The sequence below is a fragment of the Streptomyces atroolivaceus genome (assembly GCF_000717025.1).
Classification (GTDB): domain Bacteria; phylum Actinomycetota; class Actinomycetes; order Streptomycetales; family Streptomycetaceae; genus Streptomyces; species Streptomyces atroolivaceus.
This window is the reverse complement of sequence record NZ_JNXG01000020.1, coordinates 1-18737: the sequence shown is the minus strand read 5'-3', so window position 1 is coordinate 18737 and position 18737 is coordinate 1. Positions and strand designations below refer to the sequence as shown.

The 18737-nt window shown below is 68.7% G+C and carries 12 protein-coding genes, 1 tRNA gene and 1 rRNA gene; 3 read left to right on the top strand and 11 right to left on the bottom strand.

All coding sequences use genetic code 11. The annotated features are described in order from the left end of the window. Positions 1-6: 6 nt before the first annotated feature. From OO67_RS31195 to OO67_RS31165, 7 genes are all read right to left on the bottom strand, one after another. A complete protein-coding gene (locus OO67_RS31195) occupies positions 7-519 on the bottom strand; it encodes a CinA family protein (protein WP_033305158.1) in 513 nt (170 codons plus the stop codon). Continuing rightward, complete coding sequence (pgsA, locus tag OO67_RS31190) at positions 516-1331, bottom strand: CDP-diacylglycerol--glycerol-3-phosphate 3-phosphatidyltransferase (RefSeq protein ID WP_033305157.1); 816 nt, start codon at positions 1329-1331, stop codon at positions 516-518. The genes OO67_RS31195 and pgsA overlap by 4 nt, the downstream gene beginning before the upstream one ends. Beyond that, positions 1328-2806: a 30S ribosomal protein S12 methylthiotransferase RimO gene (rimO, locus tag OO67_RS31185; RefSeq protein ID WP_033305156.1), complete on the bottom strand. Its 1479-nt coding sequence runs from the start codon at positions 2804-2806 to the stop codon at positions 1328-1330. Before rimO ends, pgsA begins: the two co-directional genes overlap by 4 nt. A gap of 177 nt (positions 2807-2983) precedes the next feature. Further along, complete coding sequence (locus tag OO67_RS31180; protein WP_033305155.1) at positions 2984-3784, bottom strand: helix-turn-helix domain-containing protein; 801 nt, start codon at positions 3782-3784, stop codon at positions 2984-2986. Positions 3785-3996: 212 nt separating this feature from the next. After that, positions 3997-6777, bottom strand: coding sequence for a DNA translocase FtsK (locus OO67_RS31175; RefSeq protein WP_051710062.1), 2781 nt, complete (start codon positions 6775-6777; stop codon positions 3997-3999). 110 nt (positions 6778-6887) lie between these two features. Further along, on the bottom strand, positions 6888-7568 hold the full coding sequence (locus tag OO67_RS31170) for a response regulator (protein WP_033305153.1): 681 nt from the start codon (positions 7566-7568) through the stop codon (positions 6888-6890). Between the two features lie 244 nt (positions 7569-7812). Further along, entirely contained in the window at positions 7813-13254 is a 5442-nt protein-coding gene (locus OO67_RS31165; protein ID WP_033305152.1) for a HAMP domain-containing protein, read from the bottom strand. 402 nt (positions 13255-13656) lie between these two features. Between OO67_RS31165 and OO67_RS31160 the strand changes: the two genes are divergently transcribed. Then, complete coding sequence (locus OO67_RS31160; RefSeq protein WP_425274687.1) at positions 13657-16284, top strand: SpoIIE family protein phosphatase; 2628 nt, start codon at positions 13657-13659, stop codon at positions 16282-16284. A gap of 138 nt (positions 16285-16422) precedes the next feature. On the opposite strand, the gene OO67_RS31155 is transcribed toward OO67_RS31160, so the two are convergent. Together OO67_RS31155 and OO67_RS31150 are read right to left on the bottom strand one after the other, a co-directional pair. Then, complete coding sequence (locus OO67_RS31155; RefSeq protein ID WP_033305150.1) at positions 16423-16809, bottom strand: VOC family protein; 387 nt, start codon at positions 16807-16809, stop codon at positions 16423-16425. Then, positions 16806-17099 (bottom strand): ArsR/SmtB family transcription factor, encoded by a 294-nt coding sequence (locus OO67_RS31150; protein WP_033305245.1) that lies wholly within the window; start codon positions 17097-17099, stop codon positions 16806-16808. Before OO67_RS31150 ends, OO67_RS31155 begins: the two co-directional genes overlap by 4 nt. Positions 17100-17251: 152 nt before the next feature. On the opposite strand from OO67_RS31150, the gene OO67_RS31145 reads away from it, so the two are divergent. Together OO67_RS31145 and OO67_RS31140 are read left to right on the top strand one after the other, a co-directional pair. Then, on the top strand, positions 17252-17575 hold the full coding sequence (locus OO67_RS31145) for a hypothetical protein (protein ID WP_106972853.1): 324 nt from the start codon (positions 17252-17254) through the stop codon (positions 17573-17575). Between the two features lie 101 nt (positions 17576-17676). Further along, on the top strand, positions 17677-18252 hold the full coding sequence (locus tag OO67_RS31140) for a dihydrofolate reductase family protein (protein WP_033305149.1): 576 nt from the start codon (positions 17677-17679) through the stop codon (positions 18250-18252). Positions 18253-18374: 122 nt separating this feature from the next. Here OO67_RS31140 and OO67_RS31135 read toward each other — a convergent pair. Next, positions 18375-18447: transfer RNA gene (locus tag OO67_RS31135), tRNA-Thr, on the bottom strand. A gap of 216 nt (positions 18448-18663) precedes the next feature. Then, positions 18664-18737: ribosomal RNA gene (gene rrf / locus OO67_RS31130) — 5S ribosomal RNA — on the bottom strand; the annotation flags it as partial.

The following is an 18737-nucleotide window of genomic DNA, read 5'->3' as shown; positions in this document are numbered from 1 at the left end:
CAAACATCAAGTCCCCCCGTTCTGTTCCGTATCCTGTGCCCTCGCATTTTCGCCGAGTTCGCCGGAGAGCAGTTCGAGCAGGCTCCGTACACTCTCCTTACGGATGTCCGCCCGCCCGCCGTTCAACCTCAGCTCGGCGACTTTCCGTGCGCCCCCCGGCCCCGAAACGGCTACGAAGACCGTTCCCACAGGCTTGCCGTCCTGCGGCTCAGGACCCGCGACCCCGGTGGTCGACACGCCCCAGTCCGCGCCGAGAACCCCGCGTACGCCGACGGCCATCGCCTGGGCGACGTCCGGGTCCACCGCTCCCCGCTCCGCCAGAAGCGCGCCGTCGACACCCAGCACATCCCGCTTCAGGGGCGTGGCGTACGCCGTGACGGACCCGCGGAAGCTCCGAGAGGCTCCGGGTACGGCAGTGAGCTCAGCGGCCACCAGACCGCCGGTGAGGGACTCGGCGACCCCGAGCGTCTCACCGCGCTCCTGAAGCAGCCGCAGCACCTGGGCCGCTGCGGACGTCACCGCTCCGCCTCCGCGGTGCCCCGGCCGCCCGCGACGCGCTCGCCGACCGGCTCCACGAGGGGTTCCGCCACCGGCTCCACGACGCCTTCGGTCGTCCCGCCCGTTTCACCGGCGGCGTACCGCGCGCCGGAGGTGTTCGCGTCAGCGACGGCCGCGACCGCTTCCACCGCAGCGGCCAGCCCGCGGCGGCGCAGCACGACGGCCTGGCGTACGTAGTCGAGGCCCGTGACGACGGTCAGCACGACGGCGGCCATCATCACCCAGAAGCGCAGGGTAGCCAGCGGACCTGTCAGCGCCAGGACGTACATGCCCACGGCAATGCCCTGGGCCAGGGTCTTCACCTTGCCGCCACGGCTGGCAGGGATCACCGAGTGCCGGATGACCCAGAACCGCATGAGTGTGATGCCGAGCTCACGGAAGAGGATCACGCCGGTGATCCACCACGGCAGATCTCCGAGCGCGGACAGGCAGATCAGCGCGGCGCCCATGATCGCCTTGTCGGCGATCGGGTCGGCGATCTTCCCGAAGTCGGTGACCAGGTTGTACGTACGTGCGAGATGGCCGTCGAACACATCGGTGATCATCGCGACGGCGAAGGCCGCCCAGGCGAACGCCCGCCAGACGGGGTCGTAGCCCCCGTCGTGCAGGAGCAGCATGACGAAGCCCGGGACGAGCAGCAGCCGCACCATCGTGAGAATGTTCGCGATGTTCCACAGGCCGGCCTGGTTGACGGCCGCCGCACCCAGCTTGCCGCCGCGGGGCGCCGGCGTCGCGCCGGAGCCGCCTGCCGCGGATGCCGGGGCTCCCGTCATCTGGCTGCCTCCGCAAGCTCGTGGTGTTCGGCCACGAGGTCCACTCCCTCGGTGCCCACTGCCTTCGCTTCGACCATACGGCCCGGCACAAGCCCTTCGCGTGCGGTGAAGACGACCTGGCCGTCCGTTTCCGGCGCCTGGTGGGCGGCTCGGCCCACCGCCACGGGCCCGTCCTCGTCCGACTCCACGGACTCGACGAGGACCTGAAGTGTTTCGCCCACCCGCTCCTCGGCGCGCTGCGAGGTCAGCTCCTCGGCGAGCTGCGAGATGTGCGCGAGGCGCTCGGCGATGACGTCCGCGTCCAGCTTGTTCTCGTAACCGACCGCCTCGGTGCCCTCCTCGTCGGAGTAGCCGAAGACCCCGATGGCGTCCAGGCGGGCGCCGGTGAGGAAGCGTTCCAGCTCGGCGAGGTCGGCCTCCGTCTCACCGGGGAATCCCACGATGAAGTTGGAGCGCGCACCGGCCTGCGGCGCCTTCGACCGAATGGTGTCCAGGAGTTCGAGGAAGCGGTCCGTGTCACCGAACCGCCGCATCGCGCGCAGGACCCCGGGGGCGGAGTGCTGGAAGGAGAGATCGAAGTAAGGGGCGACCTTGGGCGTCGAGGTGAGTACGTCGATCAGCCCCGGCCGCATCTCGGCGGGCTGCAGATAGCTGACGCGGATCCGCTCGATCCCGTCGACCTCGGCGAGCTCGGGCAGCAGGGTCTCCAGGAGCCTGATGTCCCCGAGGTCCTTGCCGTACGAGGTGTTGTTCTCGGATACGAGCATGACCTCCTTGACGCCCTGCTCGGCGAGCCAGCGGGTCTCCCCCAGGACGTCGGAGGGACGCCGCGAGATGAACGAGCCGCGGAAGGACGGGATGGCGCAGAACGAGCAGCGCCGGTCGCAGCCCGAGGCGAGCTTCACGGAGGCGACCGGGCTCGTACCCAGCCTGCGGCGCAGCGGTGCCCGCGGACCTGAGACCGGGGCGACGCCTTCCGGCAGGTCTGCGGGAGCCGGCGTGATCTCCTGGGCGTGGCCGGGCAGCGCGACGGCGGCGTCCTGCCGTTCGGCCGGGCTGATCGGGAGCAGCTTGCGTCGGTCACGTGGGGTGTGGGAGGCGTGGATGCCGCCGTTGAGGATGGTCTGCAGGCGGTCGGAGATGTCGGCGTAGTCGTCGAAGCCGAGGACCCCGTCCGCTTCCGGCAGCGCCTCGGCGAGGTCCTTGCCGTAGCGCTCGGCCATGCACCCGACGGCCACGACGGCCTGGGTTCTGCCGTGGTCCTTCAGATCGTTGGCTTCGAGCAGGGCATCGACGGAGTCCTTTTTGGCGGCCTCGACGAATCCACAGGTGTTGACGACGGCGACATCCGCGTCCGTGGCGTTCTCGACGAGCTCCCAGCCGTCCGCTGCCAAGCGGCCTGCGAGCTCCTCCGAGTCCACCTCGTTACGGGCGCAGCCAAGAGTGACAAGGGCGACGGTACGGCGTTCGGGCATGGGCCCAAGACTACTTTGTCCCGGCCCTCGCCCTGCCGAGCAGGGTTGGACGCTACGGGGAGTGACCGAACAGTCGGTGAAATGGAGGGAGCACGGGGGAAACGCCGACGGTGAGTGCCCGGCAGGACTGCCGGGCACTCACCGTCGGAAGAGTCGGGAAAGCAGGGCGCGGAGAGGTCAGCCGACCTCGGGGTCACCCTTGGTGTACGAAAGCCGTTCGACCTGACCCGACTCGAACTGATCATCGACCTTCTTGCCGTTCACGAAGAGATCGATCACTCCGGCGTCCCCCAGCACGAGGTCGACCCGCTCCTTGTCCTGGAAGGTCTTGGAGTCGCCCTGTGCCAGCAGGCCGTCGAAGAGCAGCCGCCCGTTGTGATCCTTGGCGGAAATCCAGCTCTTGCCCTCGGTGGCGCTCAGCCTGACCGTCACCTTGTCCAGCGGGGCTGCGGCGATCGCGCTTTCGGAGGGAGCGGGCTTGGGGTCGGCGGTCTTGGTGGCGGTGGGCTCGGGAGTGGTCTTGTCGGGTGTCGAGCCTTCGGCGACCTGCGCCGAGCCCGACCCCTCGTCCTCGCCGCTGAAGAGCGTGAAGCCGACGAAGCCGACCACGGCGACGATCGCGGCGACCATGGCCGCGGTCCAGTTGGGCCGACGGGGTTCGGAGCGGATCCGCTCCGCCTCGAACAGCGGCGCCGCGGGTGTGGGTGCGGGGCCGCCGCCGTGCTCGGCGTCGAACTCCGCGATCAGCGGGCCGGGGTCGAGCCGGACGGCGTGGGCGAGCATACGGATGTGGCCGCGGGCGTACACGTCGCCGCCGCAGCGGGAGAAGTCGTCCTCCTCGATCGCGTGCACGATGGGCATGCGCACCCGGGTGGAGCTGCTGACTTCCTCGACCGTCAGACCTGCGGCGATACGAGCCTGCTGAAGCGCGCGACCGATCGAAGGCCGGTCGTCTTCGGGGGAGTTGCCGATGGACACGGGGGCGCCTTTCGAGCGTGAGCCACCTGCTGGATGTTCAGTCTAGGGGTGGTACGAAAGGGTGGGGCAACTGGGAGCGACGACTTTGTACGCCATCGGGTTCGCCGGGCAGCCCCTCGGGCAGGACACAGGACGGAGAGCAAGACGGATCATCCCGCTGCTCCTCCCTTCAACTTGACGTACGGCCGGGCGAAACGGTTGCCCGCAAAACTCTACGGAGCGGTTTCCCCGCGAATGACGGCCAGCACACCGTCGAGTTCGTCCGCCTTCACCATGACATCGCGGGCCTTGGAACCCTCGCTGGGACCCACGATGTTGCGCGACTCCATCAGGTCCATCAGCCGACCGGCCTTCGCGAAGCCGACCCGCAGCTTGCGCTGGAGCATCGATGTGGAACCGAACTGCGTGGACACGACGAGTTCGGCCGCCTGACAGAGCAGATCGAGATCGTCGCCGATGTCCTCGTCGATCTCCTTCTTCTGTTTCGTGCCGACCACCACGTCCTCACGGAAGACCGGCGCCATCTGATCCTTGCAGTGCTGGACGACAGCCGCGACCTCGCCCTCCGTGACGAAGGCCCCCTGCATACGGGTCGGCTTGTTCGCCCCCATCGGCAGGAACAGACCGTCACCCTTTCCGATGAGCTTTTCGGCACCGGGCTGGTCGAGGATGACCCGGCTGTCCGCGAGCGACGAGGTCGCGAAAGCGAGGCGGGAGGGCACGTTGGCCTTGATCAGGCCGGTCACGACATCGACCGAGGGTCGCTGCGTGGCGAGCACCAGGTGGATGCCGGCGGCGCGTGCCAGTTGGGTGATGCGGACGATGGAGTCCTCGACGTCGCGCGGGGCCACCATCATGAGGTCCGCGAGCTCGTCGACGATGACCAGCAGGTAGGGGTAGGGCGAGAGCTCCCGCTCGCTGCCTTCGGGTGCCTTGGCCTTGCCGGTGCGTACCGCGTGGTTGAAGTCGTCGATGTGGCGGAAGCCGTAGGCCGCGAGGTCGTCGTAGCGCAGATCCATCTCCCGCACGACCCACTGCAGTGCCTCGGCGGCCTTCTTCGGGTTGGTGATGATGGGCGTGATCAGGTGCGGAATGCCCTCGTAGGCGGTGAGCTCGACCCGCTTCGGGTCCACGAGCACCATCCGCACGTCGTCCGGAGTCGCCCGCACCATGACCGATGTGATCAGACAGTTGATGCAGGAGGACTTGCCGGAACCGGTGGCACCGGCGACCAGGACGTGCGGCATGTTCGCCAGGTTGGCCATCTCGTAACCGCCCTCGACGTTCTTGCCGAGTGCCACCAGCATGGGGTGGTCGTCCTCGGCCGCGTCCGCGAGGCGCAGGACGTCGCCGAGGTTGACCATCTCCCGGTCGGAGTTGGGGATTTCGATACCGACGGCGGACTTGCCGGGGATCGGGGAGATGATCCGGACGTCCGGGCTGGCGACGGCGTACGCGATGTTCTTGGTGAGGGCGGTGATCCGCTCGACCTTGACGGCGGGGCCGAGCTCCACCTCGTACCGGGTGACGGTCGGGCCGCGGGTGAAGCCGGTGACGGACGCGTCGACCTTGAACTCCGTGAAGACGTTGGTCAGTGAGGCGACGACCGCGTCGTTGGCCGCGCTCCGCGTCTTGCCGGGGCCCCCGCGCTCCAGCAGGTCCAGCGAGGGGAGCGAGTAGGTGATGTCGCCGGAGAGCTGCAGCTGTTCCGCCCGCGCGGGCAGCGACTCGGACCGCTCGGGGACGGGCTTCGTCAGGTCGGGGACTCCACCGGAGGCGGAGGTGCTCTTCTCCGCGCCCCCGTGGCCCGACGGTGGCTTCTCGGCCGACCGCGCCCCGGGAACCGGGGTGGCGGTCCGTTCCCGCTCCCTGTCCGCGGACACGCCCTGGGTGAGATCGGCGACGACGGGCGACGGCGGCATGCCGTTCAGCACGGCCCCGTCGAGCGCCGCGGCCGCGGCGGCCGCGACGTCGACCGCGTCCATGGGCCGGTTCATCGCAGGCTGGGCGGACGGCCTGCGGGTCCGGCGCCGCTTGGCCGGCGCCGCCCCCTCGGCGTGATCCAGGTCGTATTCGGCGTCCGGCTCCGGACGTCGCGCCGAGGAACGCCGCGAGCGCTCGGGCAGCGCTTCGCGCCACTGCTCGTCGTACCGCTCGTCGTCGCTCCCGTCCTCCTCGCCCGGCACGTACACCGGGTCGACGATGCCGAGCCTGACGCCGAGCTGCCTCAGACGCCGGGGAATGGCGTTGACCGGGGTCGCGGTGACGACCAACAGCCCGAAGACCGTCAGCAGAAGAAGCAGCGGGACCGCCAGGACCTCGCCCATCATGAAGACGAGCGGCTGGGAAGCACCCCATCCGATGAGACCTCCCGCATCCTGCATGGCGCCGGTGCCGTCCTCACGGCCCGGTGAGCCGCAGGCGATGTGGACCTGCCCGAGCACGCCGATGACGAGAGCGGAGAGCCCGATGACGATACGGCCGTTGGCCTCTGGCTTCTCCGGATAGAGGATCAGCCGTACGGCGACGGCGCCCAGCAGTATCGGGACCAGCAGATCGAGCCGGCCGAACGCCCCCGTCACGAGCATCTCGACGAGATCGCCGACGGGCCCCTGCAGACGCGACCAGGTGCCCGCCGCCACGACCAGCGCGAGGCCGAGGAGCAGCAGCGCGAGCCCGTCCTTGCGGTGTGCCGGGTCAAGTCCCTTCGCGCCGCGCCCTATGGAGCGGAACACCGCCCCGACGCCGTGCGCGGTACCGAGCCAGATCGCCCGGACGAACCGGTACACGCCCCCGGTGGGGGACGGTGCGGGCTTGGGCGCGGCCCTCTTCGCCGCGGCCTTCCTGGGCGGCGCCTTCTTGCCGGGCGCTGTCTTCTTCGCCGCGACCTTCTTGGCGGGCGCGGCTTTCTTCGCCGGTCCCTGACTACGGCCGGCACCCTTCGCGGTGCCCGCCGTAGTCAGGGAACCCTTGCCGGACGTACGTGAGGCCATGTGACTGAGGTTACCGGTGTCGACGCCTGTGGACACGTGTGCCTACGGCTTCACCCGTCCGTGTCGCCCTTGCACGGGCGCCGAACTGACGCGACTTCAGCCGTCGCGGGTCAGCCCTGCGAGGGCAGGGTGGCCGCGGAACCGCCCGCACCGGGCTCCAGCGCGTCGAGCGCGCGACGAAGTCCTGTGAGCTTGCGCTCGAGATGCGCGGCGGTGGCCACGGCGGCAGCGTCCGCCGACTCGTCGTCCAACTGCTTGGAGAGAGCCTCCGCCTGCTCCTCGACGGCGGCGAGCCGCGCCGAGAGCTCGGCGAGCAGACCGGCCGGTTCCTTCTCGTCGGCTCCCTGGTGGGTGCCGCCTTCGAGTTGGAGACGCAGCAGCGCCGCCTGCTCGCGGAGCTGGCAGTTCTTCATGTACAGCTCGACGAAGACCGAGACCTTGGCGCGCAGCACCCAGGGGTCGAAGGGCTTCGAGATGTAGTCCACCGCGCCCGCCGCGTAACCACGGAAGGTGTGGTGCGGACCGTGGTTGATCGCGGTCAGGAAGATGATCGGGATGTCCCGGGTCCGCTCCCGCCGCTTGATGTGCGCGGCCGTCTCGAATCCGTCCATGCCGGGCATCTGTACGTCCAGCAGGATGACCGCGAAATCGTCCGTGAGCAGCGCTTTGAGCGCTTCCTCCCCTGACGATGCCCGTACCAGTGTCTGATCGAGCGCAGAGAGGATGGCCTCCAGCGCCAGCAGATTCTCCGGCCGGTCATCGACCAGGAGGATCTTGGCCTTCTGCACCATGGCCCGTCCTCCTCGCCCCGGAATCGCACCGGGTGCCGCCCCAGGGGACGACTCCCTTACGCCGTCCGTCCTTGTGCCGGTCATGGTAGCCGCACCCCGCCCGTCGCCACACCCTGTCACCGCGATGTCACTGTGCACATAGCGAAAACGCCGTCGAGGAACAGAAGGTTCCCCGGAATCCGCATGCTCACACCCGTCCGGAGACAGCCTGCTGCCGGATTCCGGCGACCCGGACCCCGCCCGGTCACTCTCCGCGCATCCAATTCTCCATCACCGAGAGCAGATGGTCGGAATCGACCGGCTTGGTCACGTAGTCGGAGGCTCCGCAGTCGATCGCCTTCTCGCGGTCGCCCTTCATGGCCTTGGCGGTCAGCGCGACGATCGGAAGTCCCGCGAACTGCGGCATCCGGCGGATCGCCGTCGTCGTCGCGTAACCATCCATCTCGGGCATCATGATGTCCATCAGAACGATCGTCACATCATCGTGCTGCTCGAGGACTTCGATCCCCTCGCGCCCGTTCTCCGCGTACAGCACCGACAGCCCGTGCTGCTCCAGCACGCTGGTGAGGGCGAAGACATTGCGGATGTCGTCGTCGACGATCAGTACCTTCTCCCCGTGGAAGCGGAACGTCCGGCGGGGTTCCGGCTCCTCCTGCGGGCTCTGTACCCACCCCTCGGGCGCCTCGGGCGCCGCGGCCTCCTCCCCGGACCTGCCGTTCGCCAGGGCGGGACGCTGCGCCGCTCCCCCCAGGGCCTTGCGGCGCCGCCGGAACACGCCGGCGGAGTTGGCGGGATCACCCAGGCGCTGCTCGGCACCGGCGCCCTGTGGAGCCTCCAGGCGCAGGGCACCCTCGGCGGAACTCGCGTGGACCTCGATGGGGCCGGGCCCCGTCTGCGGATAGCCCTGCGGAGGCAGCTCGCTCGGGTGCAGGGGCAGGTACAGCGTGAAGGTCGAGCCACGCCCCGGCTCGCTCGCCGCGTGGATCTCGCCGCCCAGCAGCCGGGCGATCTCCCGGCTGATGGAGAGACCGAGGCCGGTTCCCCCGTACTTGCGGCTGGTCGTGCCGTCCGCCTGCTTGAACGCCTCGAAGATCACCAGCATCTTGCTCGACGCGATACCGATTCCGGTGTCGGTGACCGAGAAGGCGATCAGGTCGCCGTCGGCGTCACGCAGCGAGCCGGCCTCCAGCAGGTGCTCCCTGATGGCGTTCGGCACATCCGCCCCGGCGGGCCGGATGACCAGCTCCACGGCGCCGCTGTCGGTGAACTTCACCGCGTTGGACAGGAGGTTGCGCAGCACCTGCAGCAGCCGCTGCTCGTCCGTGTGCAGGGTGGCGGGGAGCTCCGGGGACACCCGGACGGAGAAGTCGAGCCCCTTCTCCGCGGTGAGCGGCCGGAACGTCGCCTCCACGTAGTCGACCAGCTGCACCAGGGCGATCCTGGTCGGGCTGACGTCCATCTTGCCCGCCTCGACCTTGGAGAGGTCCAGGATGTCGTTGATCAGCTGGAGCAGGTCGGAACCCGCCCCGTGGATCGTCTCGGCGAACTCCACCTGCTTCGGCGAGAGGTTGCCCTCGGCGTTGTCCGCGAGGAGCTTGGCCAGGATGAGCAGCGAGTTGAGCGGCGTACGCAGCTCGTGCGACATGTTGGCCAGGAACTCGGACTTGTAGCGCATCGAGACGGCGAGCTGCTCGGCGCGCTCCTCCAGGACCTGGCGCGCCTCCTCGATCTCGGTGTTCTTCACCTCGATGTCGCGGTTCTGCTGGGCGAGCAGTTCGGCCTTCTCCTCCAGCTCGGCGTTGGAGGCCTGCAGCGCCTTCTGCCGGTTCTCCAGCTCCTGCGAACGGTCGCGCAGCTGCTCGGTGAGCTCCTGGGACTGCTCGAGGAGCTTCTCGGTCTTCGTGTTGACGCTGATGGTGTTGACGCTCGTGGCGATCATCTCGGCGAGCTGGTTGAGGAAGTCCCGCTGAATGTGTGTGAACGGCTGGAAGGAGGCCAGTTCGATGACACCGAGCACCTGGCCCTCGAAGAGCACCGGCAGCACGATCACATGTGCGGGCGGCGCCTCACCGAGTCCCGAGGAGATCTTCAGATAACCAGGTGGCACGTTGTCCACCTGGATCGTCCGCTTCTCCTCGGCCGCCGTGCCGATGAGCGTCTCACCGGGCCGGAAGGAGGTCGGCATGGAGCCCGCCGAATAGCCGTAGCTGCCGCGCATGCGCAGCTCGTACGAGCCCTCGTTGCCGGCGTCCGACCCGACCTCGTCACCGTCGCCGGTGGTCATGGCCAGGAAGAACGCCCCGTGCTGGGCGGAGACCACGGGCGTCAGCTCGCTCATGATCAGCGAGGCGACGTCGTCCAGATCGCGGCGGCCCTGCATCAGGCCGGAGATCCGGGCGAGATTTCCCTTGAGCCAGTCCTGCTCCTTGTTGGCGAGCGTGGTGTCGCGCAGATTGGCGATCATCGTATTGATGTTGTCCTGCAGGACCTGGATCTCGCCGGCCGCGTCGACGTCGATCTTGAGATTCAGGTCGCCCCGCGTCACCGCGGTGGCGACGGCCGCGATCGCGCGTACCTGGCGGGTCAGGTTCCCTGCCATCTCGTTCACCGACTCGGTGAGGTCACGCCAGGTGCCGTCGACGTCCCGGACCCGGGCCTGCCCGCCCAGCTGCCCCTCGGTACCCACCTCACGGGCCACCCGGGTCACCTGCTCGGCGAACGAGGAGAGCTGGTCGACCATCGTGTTGATGGTGTTCTTCAGCTCCTGGATCTCACCGCGCGCATCGATGTCGATCTTCTTGGTGAGATCGCCCTTGGCGATGGCGGTGGTGACCGTGGCGATCTGGCGCACCTGCCCGGTCAGGTTCGACGCCATCGAGTTCACCGACTCGGTGAGGTCCTTCCAGGTGCCCGAGACGCCCGGGACGCGCGCCTGGCCGCCCAGCTCCCCCTCGGTGCCCACCTCGCGCGCCACCCGGGTCACCTCGTCCGCGAACGAGGACAGCGTCGTCACCATCGTGTTGACGGTGTCGGCGAGTTCGGCGACCTCGCCGCGCGCCTCGACCGTCACCTTCTTCGTCAGGTCTCCGTTGGCGACCGCGGACGAGACCCTGGAGATGTTGCGCACCTGGCTGGTCAGGTTGTTGGCCATCAGGTTGACGTTGTCGCTGAGGTCCTTCCAGATGCCCGTCGCACCGCGCACCCGGGCCTGCCCGCCGAGGATGCCCTCGGTACCCACCTCGCGGGCGACCCTCGTCACCTCGTCGGCGAAGTTGAGCAGCTGGTCGACCATCGTGTTGACCGTCGTCACCAGTTCGAGGATCTCGCCCTTGGCGTCGACGGTGATCTTCTTGGAGAGATCACCCTTCGCGACCGCGGTGGTCACCTCGGCGATGTTGCGCACCTGGAGGGTCAGGTTGTTCGCCATGCCGTTGACGGACTGGGTGAGGTCCTTCCACGTACCGGAGACGCCCTGGACCTCCGCCTGCCCGCCGAGGATGCCCTCCGTACCCACCTCGCGGGCGACCCGGGTCACCTGCTCCGCGAAGTTCGAGAGCTGGTCGACCATGGTGTTGAGAGTGTTCTTCAGCTCCAGGATCTCGCCCCTGGCGTCCACGTCGATCTTCTGCGACAGGTCACCCCGCGCCACCGCCGTGGCGACCTGCGCGATGTTGCGGACCTGGGCGGTGAAGTTCCCGGCCATGCCGTTCACCGAGTCGGTCAGGTCGCGCCACACACCTGCCACACCCGGGACCTGGGCCTGGCCGCCGAGACGGCCGTCGGTGCCCACCTCGCGGGCCACCCGGGTCACCTGGTCGGCGAAGGCGGAGAGCTGGTCGACCATCGTGTTGATGGTGTTCTTCAGCTCCAGGATCTCGCCCCTGGCGTCCACGTCGATCTTCTGCGACAGGTCACCCCGCGCCACCGCCGTGGTCACCTGGGCGATCTGGCGTACCTGCGAGGTCAGGTTCCCGGCCATGAAGTTGACGGAGTCGGTGAGCTCCTTCCACGTACCGGAGACACCGTCGACGCGTGCCTGACCGCCCAGGCGGCCCTCCGTGCCCACGTCACGGGCCATCCGCGTCACCTGGTCGGCGAAGTTGGACAGCTGCGCCACCATGGTGTTGACGGTGTTCTTCAGCTCCAGCATCTCGCCGGCCACATCGACGGTGACCTTCTGCGACAGGTCGCCGTTGGCGACGGCCGTCGTCACCTGCGCGATGTCACGCACCTGGCCCGTGAGGTTACGGAAGGCGGTGTTCACCGAATCGGTGAGGTCCTTCCAGGTGCCCGCCGCACCCGGCACCTCTGCCTGGCCGCCGAGACGGCCTTCGACACCGACCTCCCGGGCGACCCGGGTCACCTCCGAACCGAAGGCCTGGAGCTGGTCCACCATCGTGTTGACGGTGTTCTTCAGCTCCAGCATCTCGCCGGCCACGTCGACGGTGACCTTCTGCGTCATGTCCCCGCTGGCCACGGCGGTGGTGACCTGCGCGATGTCACGCACCTGCGTCGTCAGGTTCCGGAAGACCGTGTTCACCGAATCGGTGAGGTCCTTCCAGGTGCCCGCGGCACCCGGCACCTGAGCCTGGCCACCGAGCAGACCCTCGCCACCGACCTCGCTCGCCACGCGTGTGACCTCGTCCGCGAAGGTGCGCAGCGTCTCGGTCATCTGGTTGATCGTCTCGGCGAGCTGCGCGACCTCGCCGCGGGCGCTCACCGTGACCTTCTGGGACAGGTCTCCGTTGGCGACTGCCGTCGTCACCTCGGCGATGCCCCGCACCTGCGACGTGAGGTTGCCCGCCATCGTGTTGACGGAGTCGGTGAGGTCCTTCCAGACCCCCGCCACCCCCGGAACCGTCGCCTGCCCTCCCAGTTCGCCCTCGGTCCCCACCTCACGGGCGACCCGGGTCACCTCCGAGGAGAACGACGACAGCTGGTCCACCATCGTGTTGACGGTGTTCTTCAGCTGGAGCATCTCACCGGCCACATGGACGGTGACCTTCCGGGACAGGTCGCCCTTGGCCACTGCCGTCGTCACCAGTGCGATGTCGCGCACCTGTGCGGTGAGCCGGTAGGCCATGGTGTTCACGGAGTCCGTGAGGTCCTTCCAGGACCCGGACATGCCGCGTACCTGGGCCTGTCCGCCCAGCTTGCCCTCGGTCCCCACCTCGACCGCGACCCGCGTCACCTGTTCGGTGAATGCCGACAGCTGGTCGACGAGGTTGTTGACCGTGCGGGCGACCTTGAGGAACTCCCCGCGCAGCGGGCGTACGGTCTCGTCCGCGGCGTGGGTGCGCAGTTCCATCCGCTGCTCGAGATCACCGTCCGCGACCGCGGAAAGTACCCGTCCGACTTCGGAAACGGGTCGCGCCAGGTCGTCGACGAGCTCGTTCGAGGCGTCGATCGCGGCAGCCCATGAGCCCTCGCACGCGCCGGTCTCCAGGCGCTCGGTGAGCTTCCCCTCGCGCCCGACCACACGCCGCACACGGGCGAGCTCGCCCGTCAGGTGCAGATTGCGGTCGGCCACCTCGTTGAAGACCGCGGCGATCTCCGTGAGTACGCCGTCGCCGGAGACGGTGAGCCGCCTGCGGAAGTTGCCGTCCCGCATCGCCACGAGGGCCGCGAGCAGTCTGTTCAGAGCTGCCGCGTCCACGTCGATGGTCCCATTGCGCTGCTTTTTCACGGACTGCCCGCCTTTTGTGCGCGTTCCTGAACCCCGCGCCGCCACGCCAGACTCCACCGTGTCCCTCCCGCAGGGGTTGACCGTATCGCTCGGGCCGTTATCGGAAGCTTGCCCGGTTCCACTTTGGCTCACCGCCACAGCACACCGTCAACGGGTGACTATGCGGTCGTCAAATCGTTGAAACGTACCAGGCCGGAAGGGGCGGCCGGGGAAAGTCTCATGGTCGTCCCATTTCCCTCACCGGGGAGCCCATAGTTGTGCGCCCGGCGCACGACCGGCGGGCGTCCCGCGTGCACAAGTCTGCCCTCGTGTACCCGCGGCACCTGGCGAGCGTCTAGCCTGGCAGGCGAATCGAAGCGGCGATATACGGGCACAGGACTCGGGGAAGCGACGAGACACCATATGGGGAGTGCTGTGATCACCGCGCGCGCGGCTGCCACCTTCGATCCGGTCGGACGCTCGGTCGCGACCGCCCGCGCGTTCGTCCGCGACACCCTTCAGGGGTGGGGTTACACCGACGTCGTTGACGACGCCGTCGTTCTTACCAGTGAACTCGTGACCAACGCGGTCGTGCACGCGGGCACGGCCGCAGATGTGCTCTGCCTGCGCACCGAGGACGGCGTCCGCGTCGAGGTCTCCGACCACTATCCGGAGCGCGAGGTCCCGCTGCAGAGCTCCGGCCTCGACTTCGGCAGCCCGGACCGTGAGGGCGGCCGTGGTCTGCTGCTCTGCGCGGCTCTCGCCTCCCGCTGGGGAGTCGAGTACACCCCGACGCACAAACACGTCTGGTTCCAGCTCGACCTCCCCGAACGCCCCGTGGGTGTCCGCTCGGCGAGTCCGGTGCTGCCCACCGCTCTCCTGCCGGTGGCGGAACAGCGTGTACGGGTGGCCGTCGTCCAGATCGACGGTTCCGGATCCATCGCCGCGTGGAACGACGACGCCTCCTTCCTCTTCGGGTACGCCGCGGAGAAGGTCGACGGCAAGCAGTTCACCGACTTCGTCGCGTGGCCGCACACCCCGGGCACCAACACCGGTATCGCCGAAGCACTGCGGCTCTCCCGGTGGGAGGGCAGCTACGGGATCCGCGGCGCAGACGGCCGCGTCATCCCGGTGTACGGCTCGCACCTCAGAGTCCGCGACGCCGACGGCGAACCCTCCACCGTCTGCCTCCTCGTGCGCGACTACGAACGCGCCGTGCTCCAGACCCCGGTCCGCGCGCCCGTCTCCGACACCTCGGCAGAGAACCGCAGTACGGACCCGTTCGAAATCTTCATCGGCTCCCCCGCCCCCGACGACCTCGACGGACTGCTGCAGCGCACGGTCGAACGGGCCCGCGACATGCTGGACGCCGACGCCGCCTTCCTGCTGCTGGCCACCGACGACGAGACCGAACTCGAGGTCCGCGCGACCACCGGCCTTCCGTCGGCCCGCCAGCGCTTCGCACGGGTCCCTGTGGAGGCCGGCACGGGCCGCTACGGTTCCGCTCGCATGCCCGCCGTCCACGAGGACCTCACGGTCGTACCCGGCGCCGTGCCGCTGCTCAGTGACACCGGGATGCGCTCGGTCGTCACGGTCCCCCTCAAGGTCGAGGGCCGCCTCACCGGCTCCCTCGGGGTCGCTGCCGAAGCGGCCGGGCGGTATTCGAACGAGGAGGCCCTGCGCCTGCAGTTCGCCGCGGACCGCATCGCGCTGGCCGTCGAGTCGGCCAGGCTCGGCGAGCTGGAACGCCTGCGCCGCGGCTCACTGTCCTTCCTCGTCGAGGCGTCGGACCTGCTGGCCGGAACACTGGACAGGGACCAGACACTGGCGCTGATGGCACAGATGACCGTGCCCACCCTGGCCACCTGGTGCGCCGTGTACACCATCGCGGACCAGTCCTCGGAGCCGTATCTCTCCTACGTCCTCCACGAGGACGAGGAGCGCATCGACGGCCTGAAGGCCCTGCTCTCCTCCATCGACCCGCCGGATCCCGTCCCGGCCCCTGGTGCCCGGCTCTGGCCGGCACCGACGGAAGCCGGGCACCAGGCCGCCCTTCGCACGTCCAAGCGGACGCTGGGCAGGGACGCGCCCCTCAGCATGGGGGCGGCCGCCCGCACCACCCTGGCCACGGCGGCCGCCGTGGGAGGGGAGACGGTGGTACTGCCGCTGGTGGCGAGGAACCGCGTGATCGGCATGCTCACGCTCGGCAAGCCGTCGGACGAGCATTTCCGCCAGGAGATCCTGGAGCTGGCCGAGGACCTGTCCCGGCGGGCCGCTCTGGCCCTGGACAACGCCCGCCTGTACTCGGAGCGCATGGCCATCAGTCAGTCGCTCCAGCGCAGTCTTCTGCCGCCCGGCCTGCCCGACGTGCCCAACGTCGAGATCGAGGTCATCTACCGTGCGGCGGGCGAGGGCAACGAGGTCGGCGGCGACTTCTACGACGTCTTCCCCATCCGCGACGGCGCCTACGGCTTCGCCATCGGTGACGTCTGCGGTACCGGCCCGGAGGCGGCAGCCGTCACCGGCCTCGCCCGGCACGCCCTGCGCCTGCTGGCCCGTGAGGGGTTCAGCGGCCCCGCGGTACTGGAGCGGCTCAACGCCGCCATCCTGGACGAGGGAGCCCGCAGCCGCTTCCTCACCCTGCTCTACGGGGAGTTGTGGCCCCAGGAGGACGGAAGCGCCCTCCTGAAGGTGGTCTGCGCCGGCCACCCCCTCCCCCTGCGTCTGCGCCAGGACGGCTCCGTGGAAGCAGCAGCCGAGCCCCAGCCGCTGCTCGGCGTCATCGAGGACCTCGAGCTGTACGAGCAGGAGGTCACGCTGGAGCCCGGCGACGTGCTCCTGTGTGTGACCGACGGAGTGACCGAACGCCGGGAGGGAACCCGCATGCTGGGTGACGACGGGCTCGCCGACGTCCTCGCCGTGTGTACGGGCCTGACGGCCGGCGCGGTCGCGGGGCGCATCCTTCGCGCCGTCGAGCGCTTCGCCGCGGAGCCCGCATCCGATGACATGGCGATCCTCGCCATGCGTGTCCCGGAGCCGCACAGCCTCTGAGACGTGCACCGATCGAACGGCTCGTGGGTCCGGCCGAGCTCAGCACCGTAGGCGGTGCCGCCTGACGAGCGGCACCGCCTACGGACGCCGGCACCGACCGGTGTGACAGCCACGGGACAGCTGCCGCCCGCGCCGGGCCTACTTGCTGTGCACGATCTGGATCAGGTTGCCGCAGGTGTCGTCCAGGACCGCAGTGGTGACCGGGCCCATCTCCAGCGGCTCCTGGGTGAACCGCACACCGAGCTCACGGAGCCGGGCGAACTCGGCGGGCACGTCGTCCACGGCGAAGGACGCGGCCGGGATGCCGTCCTCGACCAGCGCCGTCTTGTAGGGCTTCACCGCGGGGTGGCCGTCGGGCTCCAGCAGCAGTTCGGTCCCGTCGGGGTCCTCGGGAGAGACCACGGTCAGCCACCGGTCGTCCCCCAGCGGAACCTCGGTCTTCTTCACGAAGCCCAGCACCTCCGTATAGAAGCGGAGAGCCTTGTCCTGATCATCGACGAAGACGCTGGAAAGGTGGATCTTCATGGCGTGCTCTCCGGTGTTCCGGGCCTGAGCCATCGCGTCACGACGCGCTCAAGGGGTTCGGTGTTCAGGTCGTGGAACTTGTAGCGGCCCTGGCGCCGCGAACGGACCAGGTCCGCGGACTCCAGTACGGCCAGGTGCTGACTGATCGCCTGACGGGACAGCCCCAGACCGTGCTTGGTCACCAGCCGTGCGCAGATCTCGAACAACGTCTGGCCGTCACGGTCCACCAGCTCGTCGAGAATGCGCCGACGGGTGGGGTCGGCCAGAGCCTTGAAGACATCATCCGCCATGGACGACACCATAGGCAAGCATAGACTTGCCTATCAAGTGCGGTTCCTGGAACCGAGTGGCCGGAGCAGACATCCGCTCGGGCCGATCACTGAGGGCAGCACCGCTCCGGCGCTATTGTCAGTTTCCCTGTCCCGCAGAGCGGAGGACGATCGTGGAACGTTGGCCCGAGGGGCCGTCCGCCGACCCGAAAGCGGCGCGTGAGCGCTACGACTCCGGCATACGGGAATCCCGGAAGGCGTGGCGAGAAGCGAACAAGGCCGCCCTGCCCGCAGCACACTTCGGCCTGGGGATCGTCACCGTCGCCTCTGTGACCGTGGGCTTGTCAGCCGGGCCGGTGCCGGGTCTTCTCGTGGCTGGAGCCTTCACCGCCCTGTTCCTCGTCGCCCACGCGGTCATGACCCTGCGGGGCGTCCGAGGTCCGGACGGGGTGCGTCGGGCCTATCTCCTCACCTTCGGATGGACGAACTGGATCTGAGAACGTCCGGACGGGAGAACTGAGGCGATGCCGCGAGTCGCGATAAGTGCTGCGGCGGTCGGCGGTCGTAATGTCGCACGTGTTCCCGAGGAGGAATTCTGATGCGTAGCGTGACTTACTCGATGAGCGTCTCACTTGACGGCTACATCGTCGGGCCGGACGGCGACTTCGACTGGACGGCGCCCGACGAGGAGGTCTTCCGCTTCTGGATCGACGAGATCCGGGAGGTCGGCGTCCACCTGTTGGGGCGACGGCTGTACGAGACGATGCTGTACTGGGAGACCGCCGACCAGGATCCGTCGCTCGACGACTCGATGCGTGAGTGGACCTCGCTCTGGAAGCCGCTCCCGAAGGTGGTGTTCTCCACCACCCTGTCTGCGGTGCAGGGCAATGCCCGCCTGGCATCCGGCGGCCTGGCGGAAGAGATCGAGCGGGCGCGAACCGAGCCTGGAGAAGGCGATATCGCGATCGGCGGCGCGACGCTCGCCGACGAGGCGGCCGCGTCGGGACTGATCGACGAATACAGGGCCATGGTCCACCCGGTGCTGGTCGGCGGCGGCATTCCGTTCTTTCCCCGGCACGAGCGCCGGGTGGGCCTCGAACTCGTCGAGACCCGCACCTTCAGCTCGAAGTTTGTCTACCTCCGCTACCGTGTGGCGCGCCCTGCCGCGGCCTAGAGGTCGCTGAGGACGTCGATCAGATGGATCCTCGTGGCACCGACGGTCAGAGCACGGCGCCCTCTGGTGTCACATGAAAAGAAAGAGGCCCCCGCCTGAGGCGGGGGCCTTCTTCCGTACTGAGCCCCAATGCGGAATCGAACCGCAGACCTTCTCCTTACCATGGAGACGCTCTACCGACTGAGCTATTGGGGCCTGCTGCCTTGCGGCAACGAGATAAAGCATACCCTGAACCCGGGGGTGCTCAAAACCAGCAGTTCCGAGTTCTACCGACGCTGCGGCCGGCCTCCGCTTGGCCGGGAACACCCGGCCGTTCCGCCTCCGCGAGCCGACCGGGCTCGCGCGTGATTCGGGCAGCAGAACGCAGAAAAGCCCCATGCCACAAAGGCACGGGGCTTTCCCGGAATAATTGTTCGGCGGCGTCCTACTCTCCCACAGGGTCCCCCCTGCAGTACCATCGGCGCTGAAAGGCTTAGCTTCCGGGT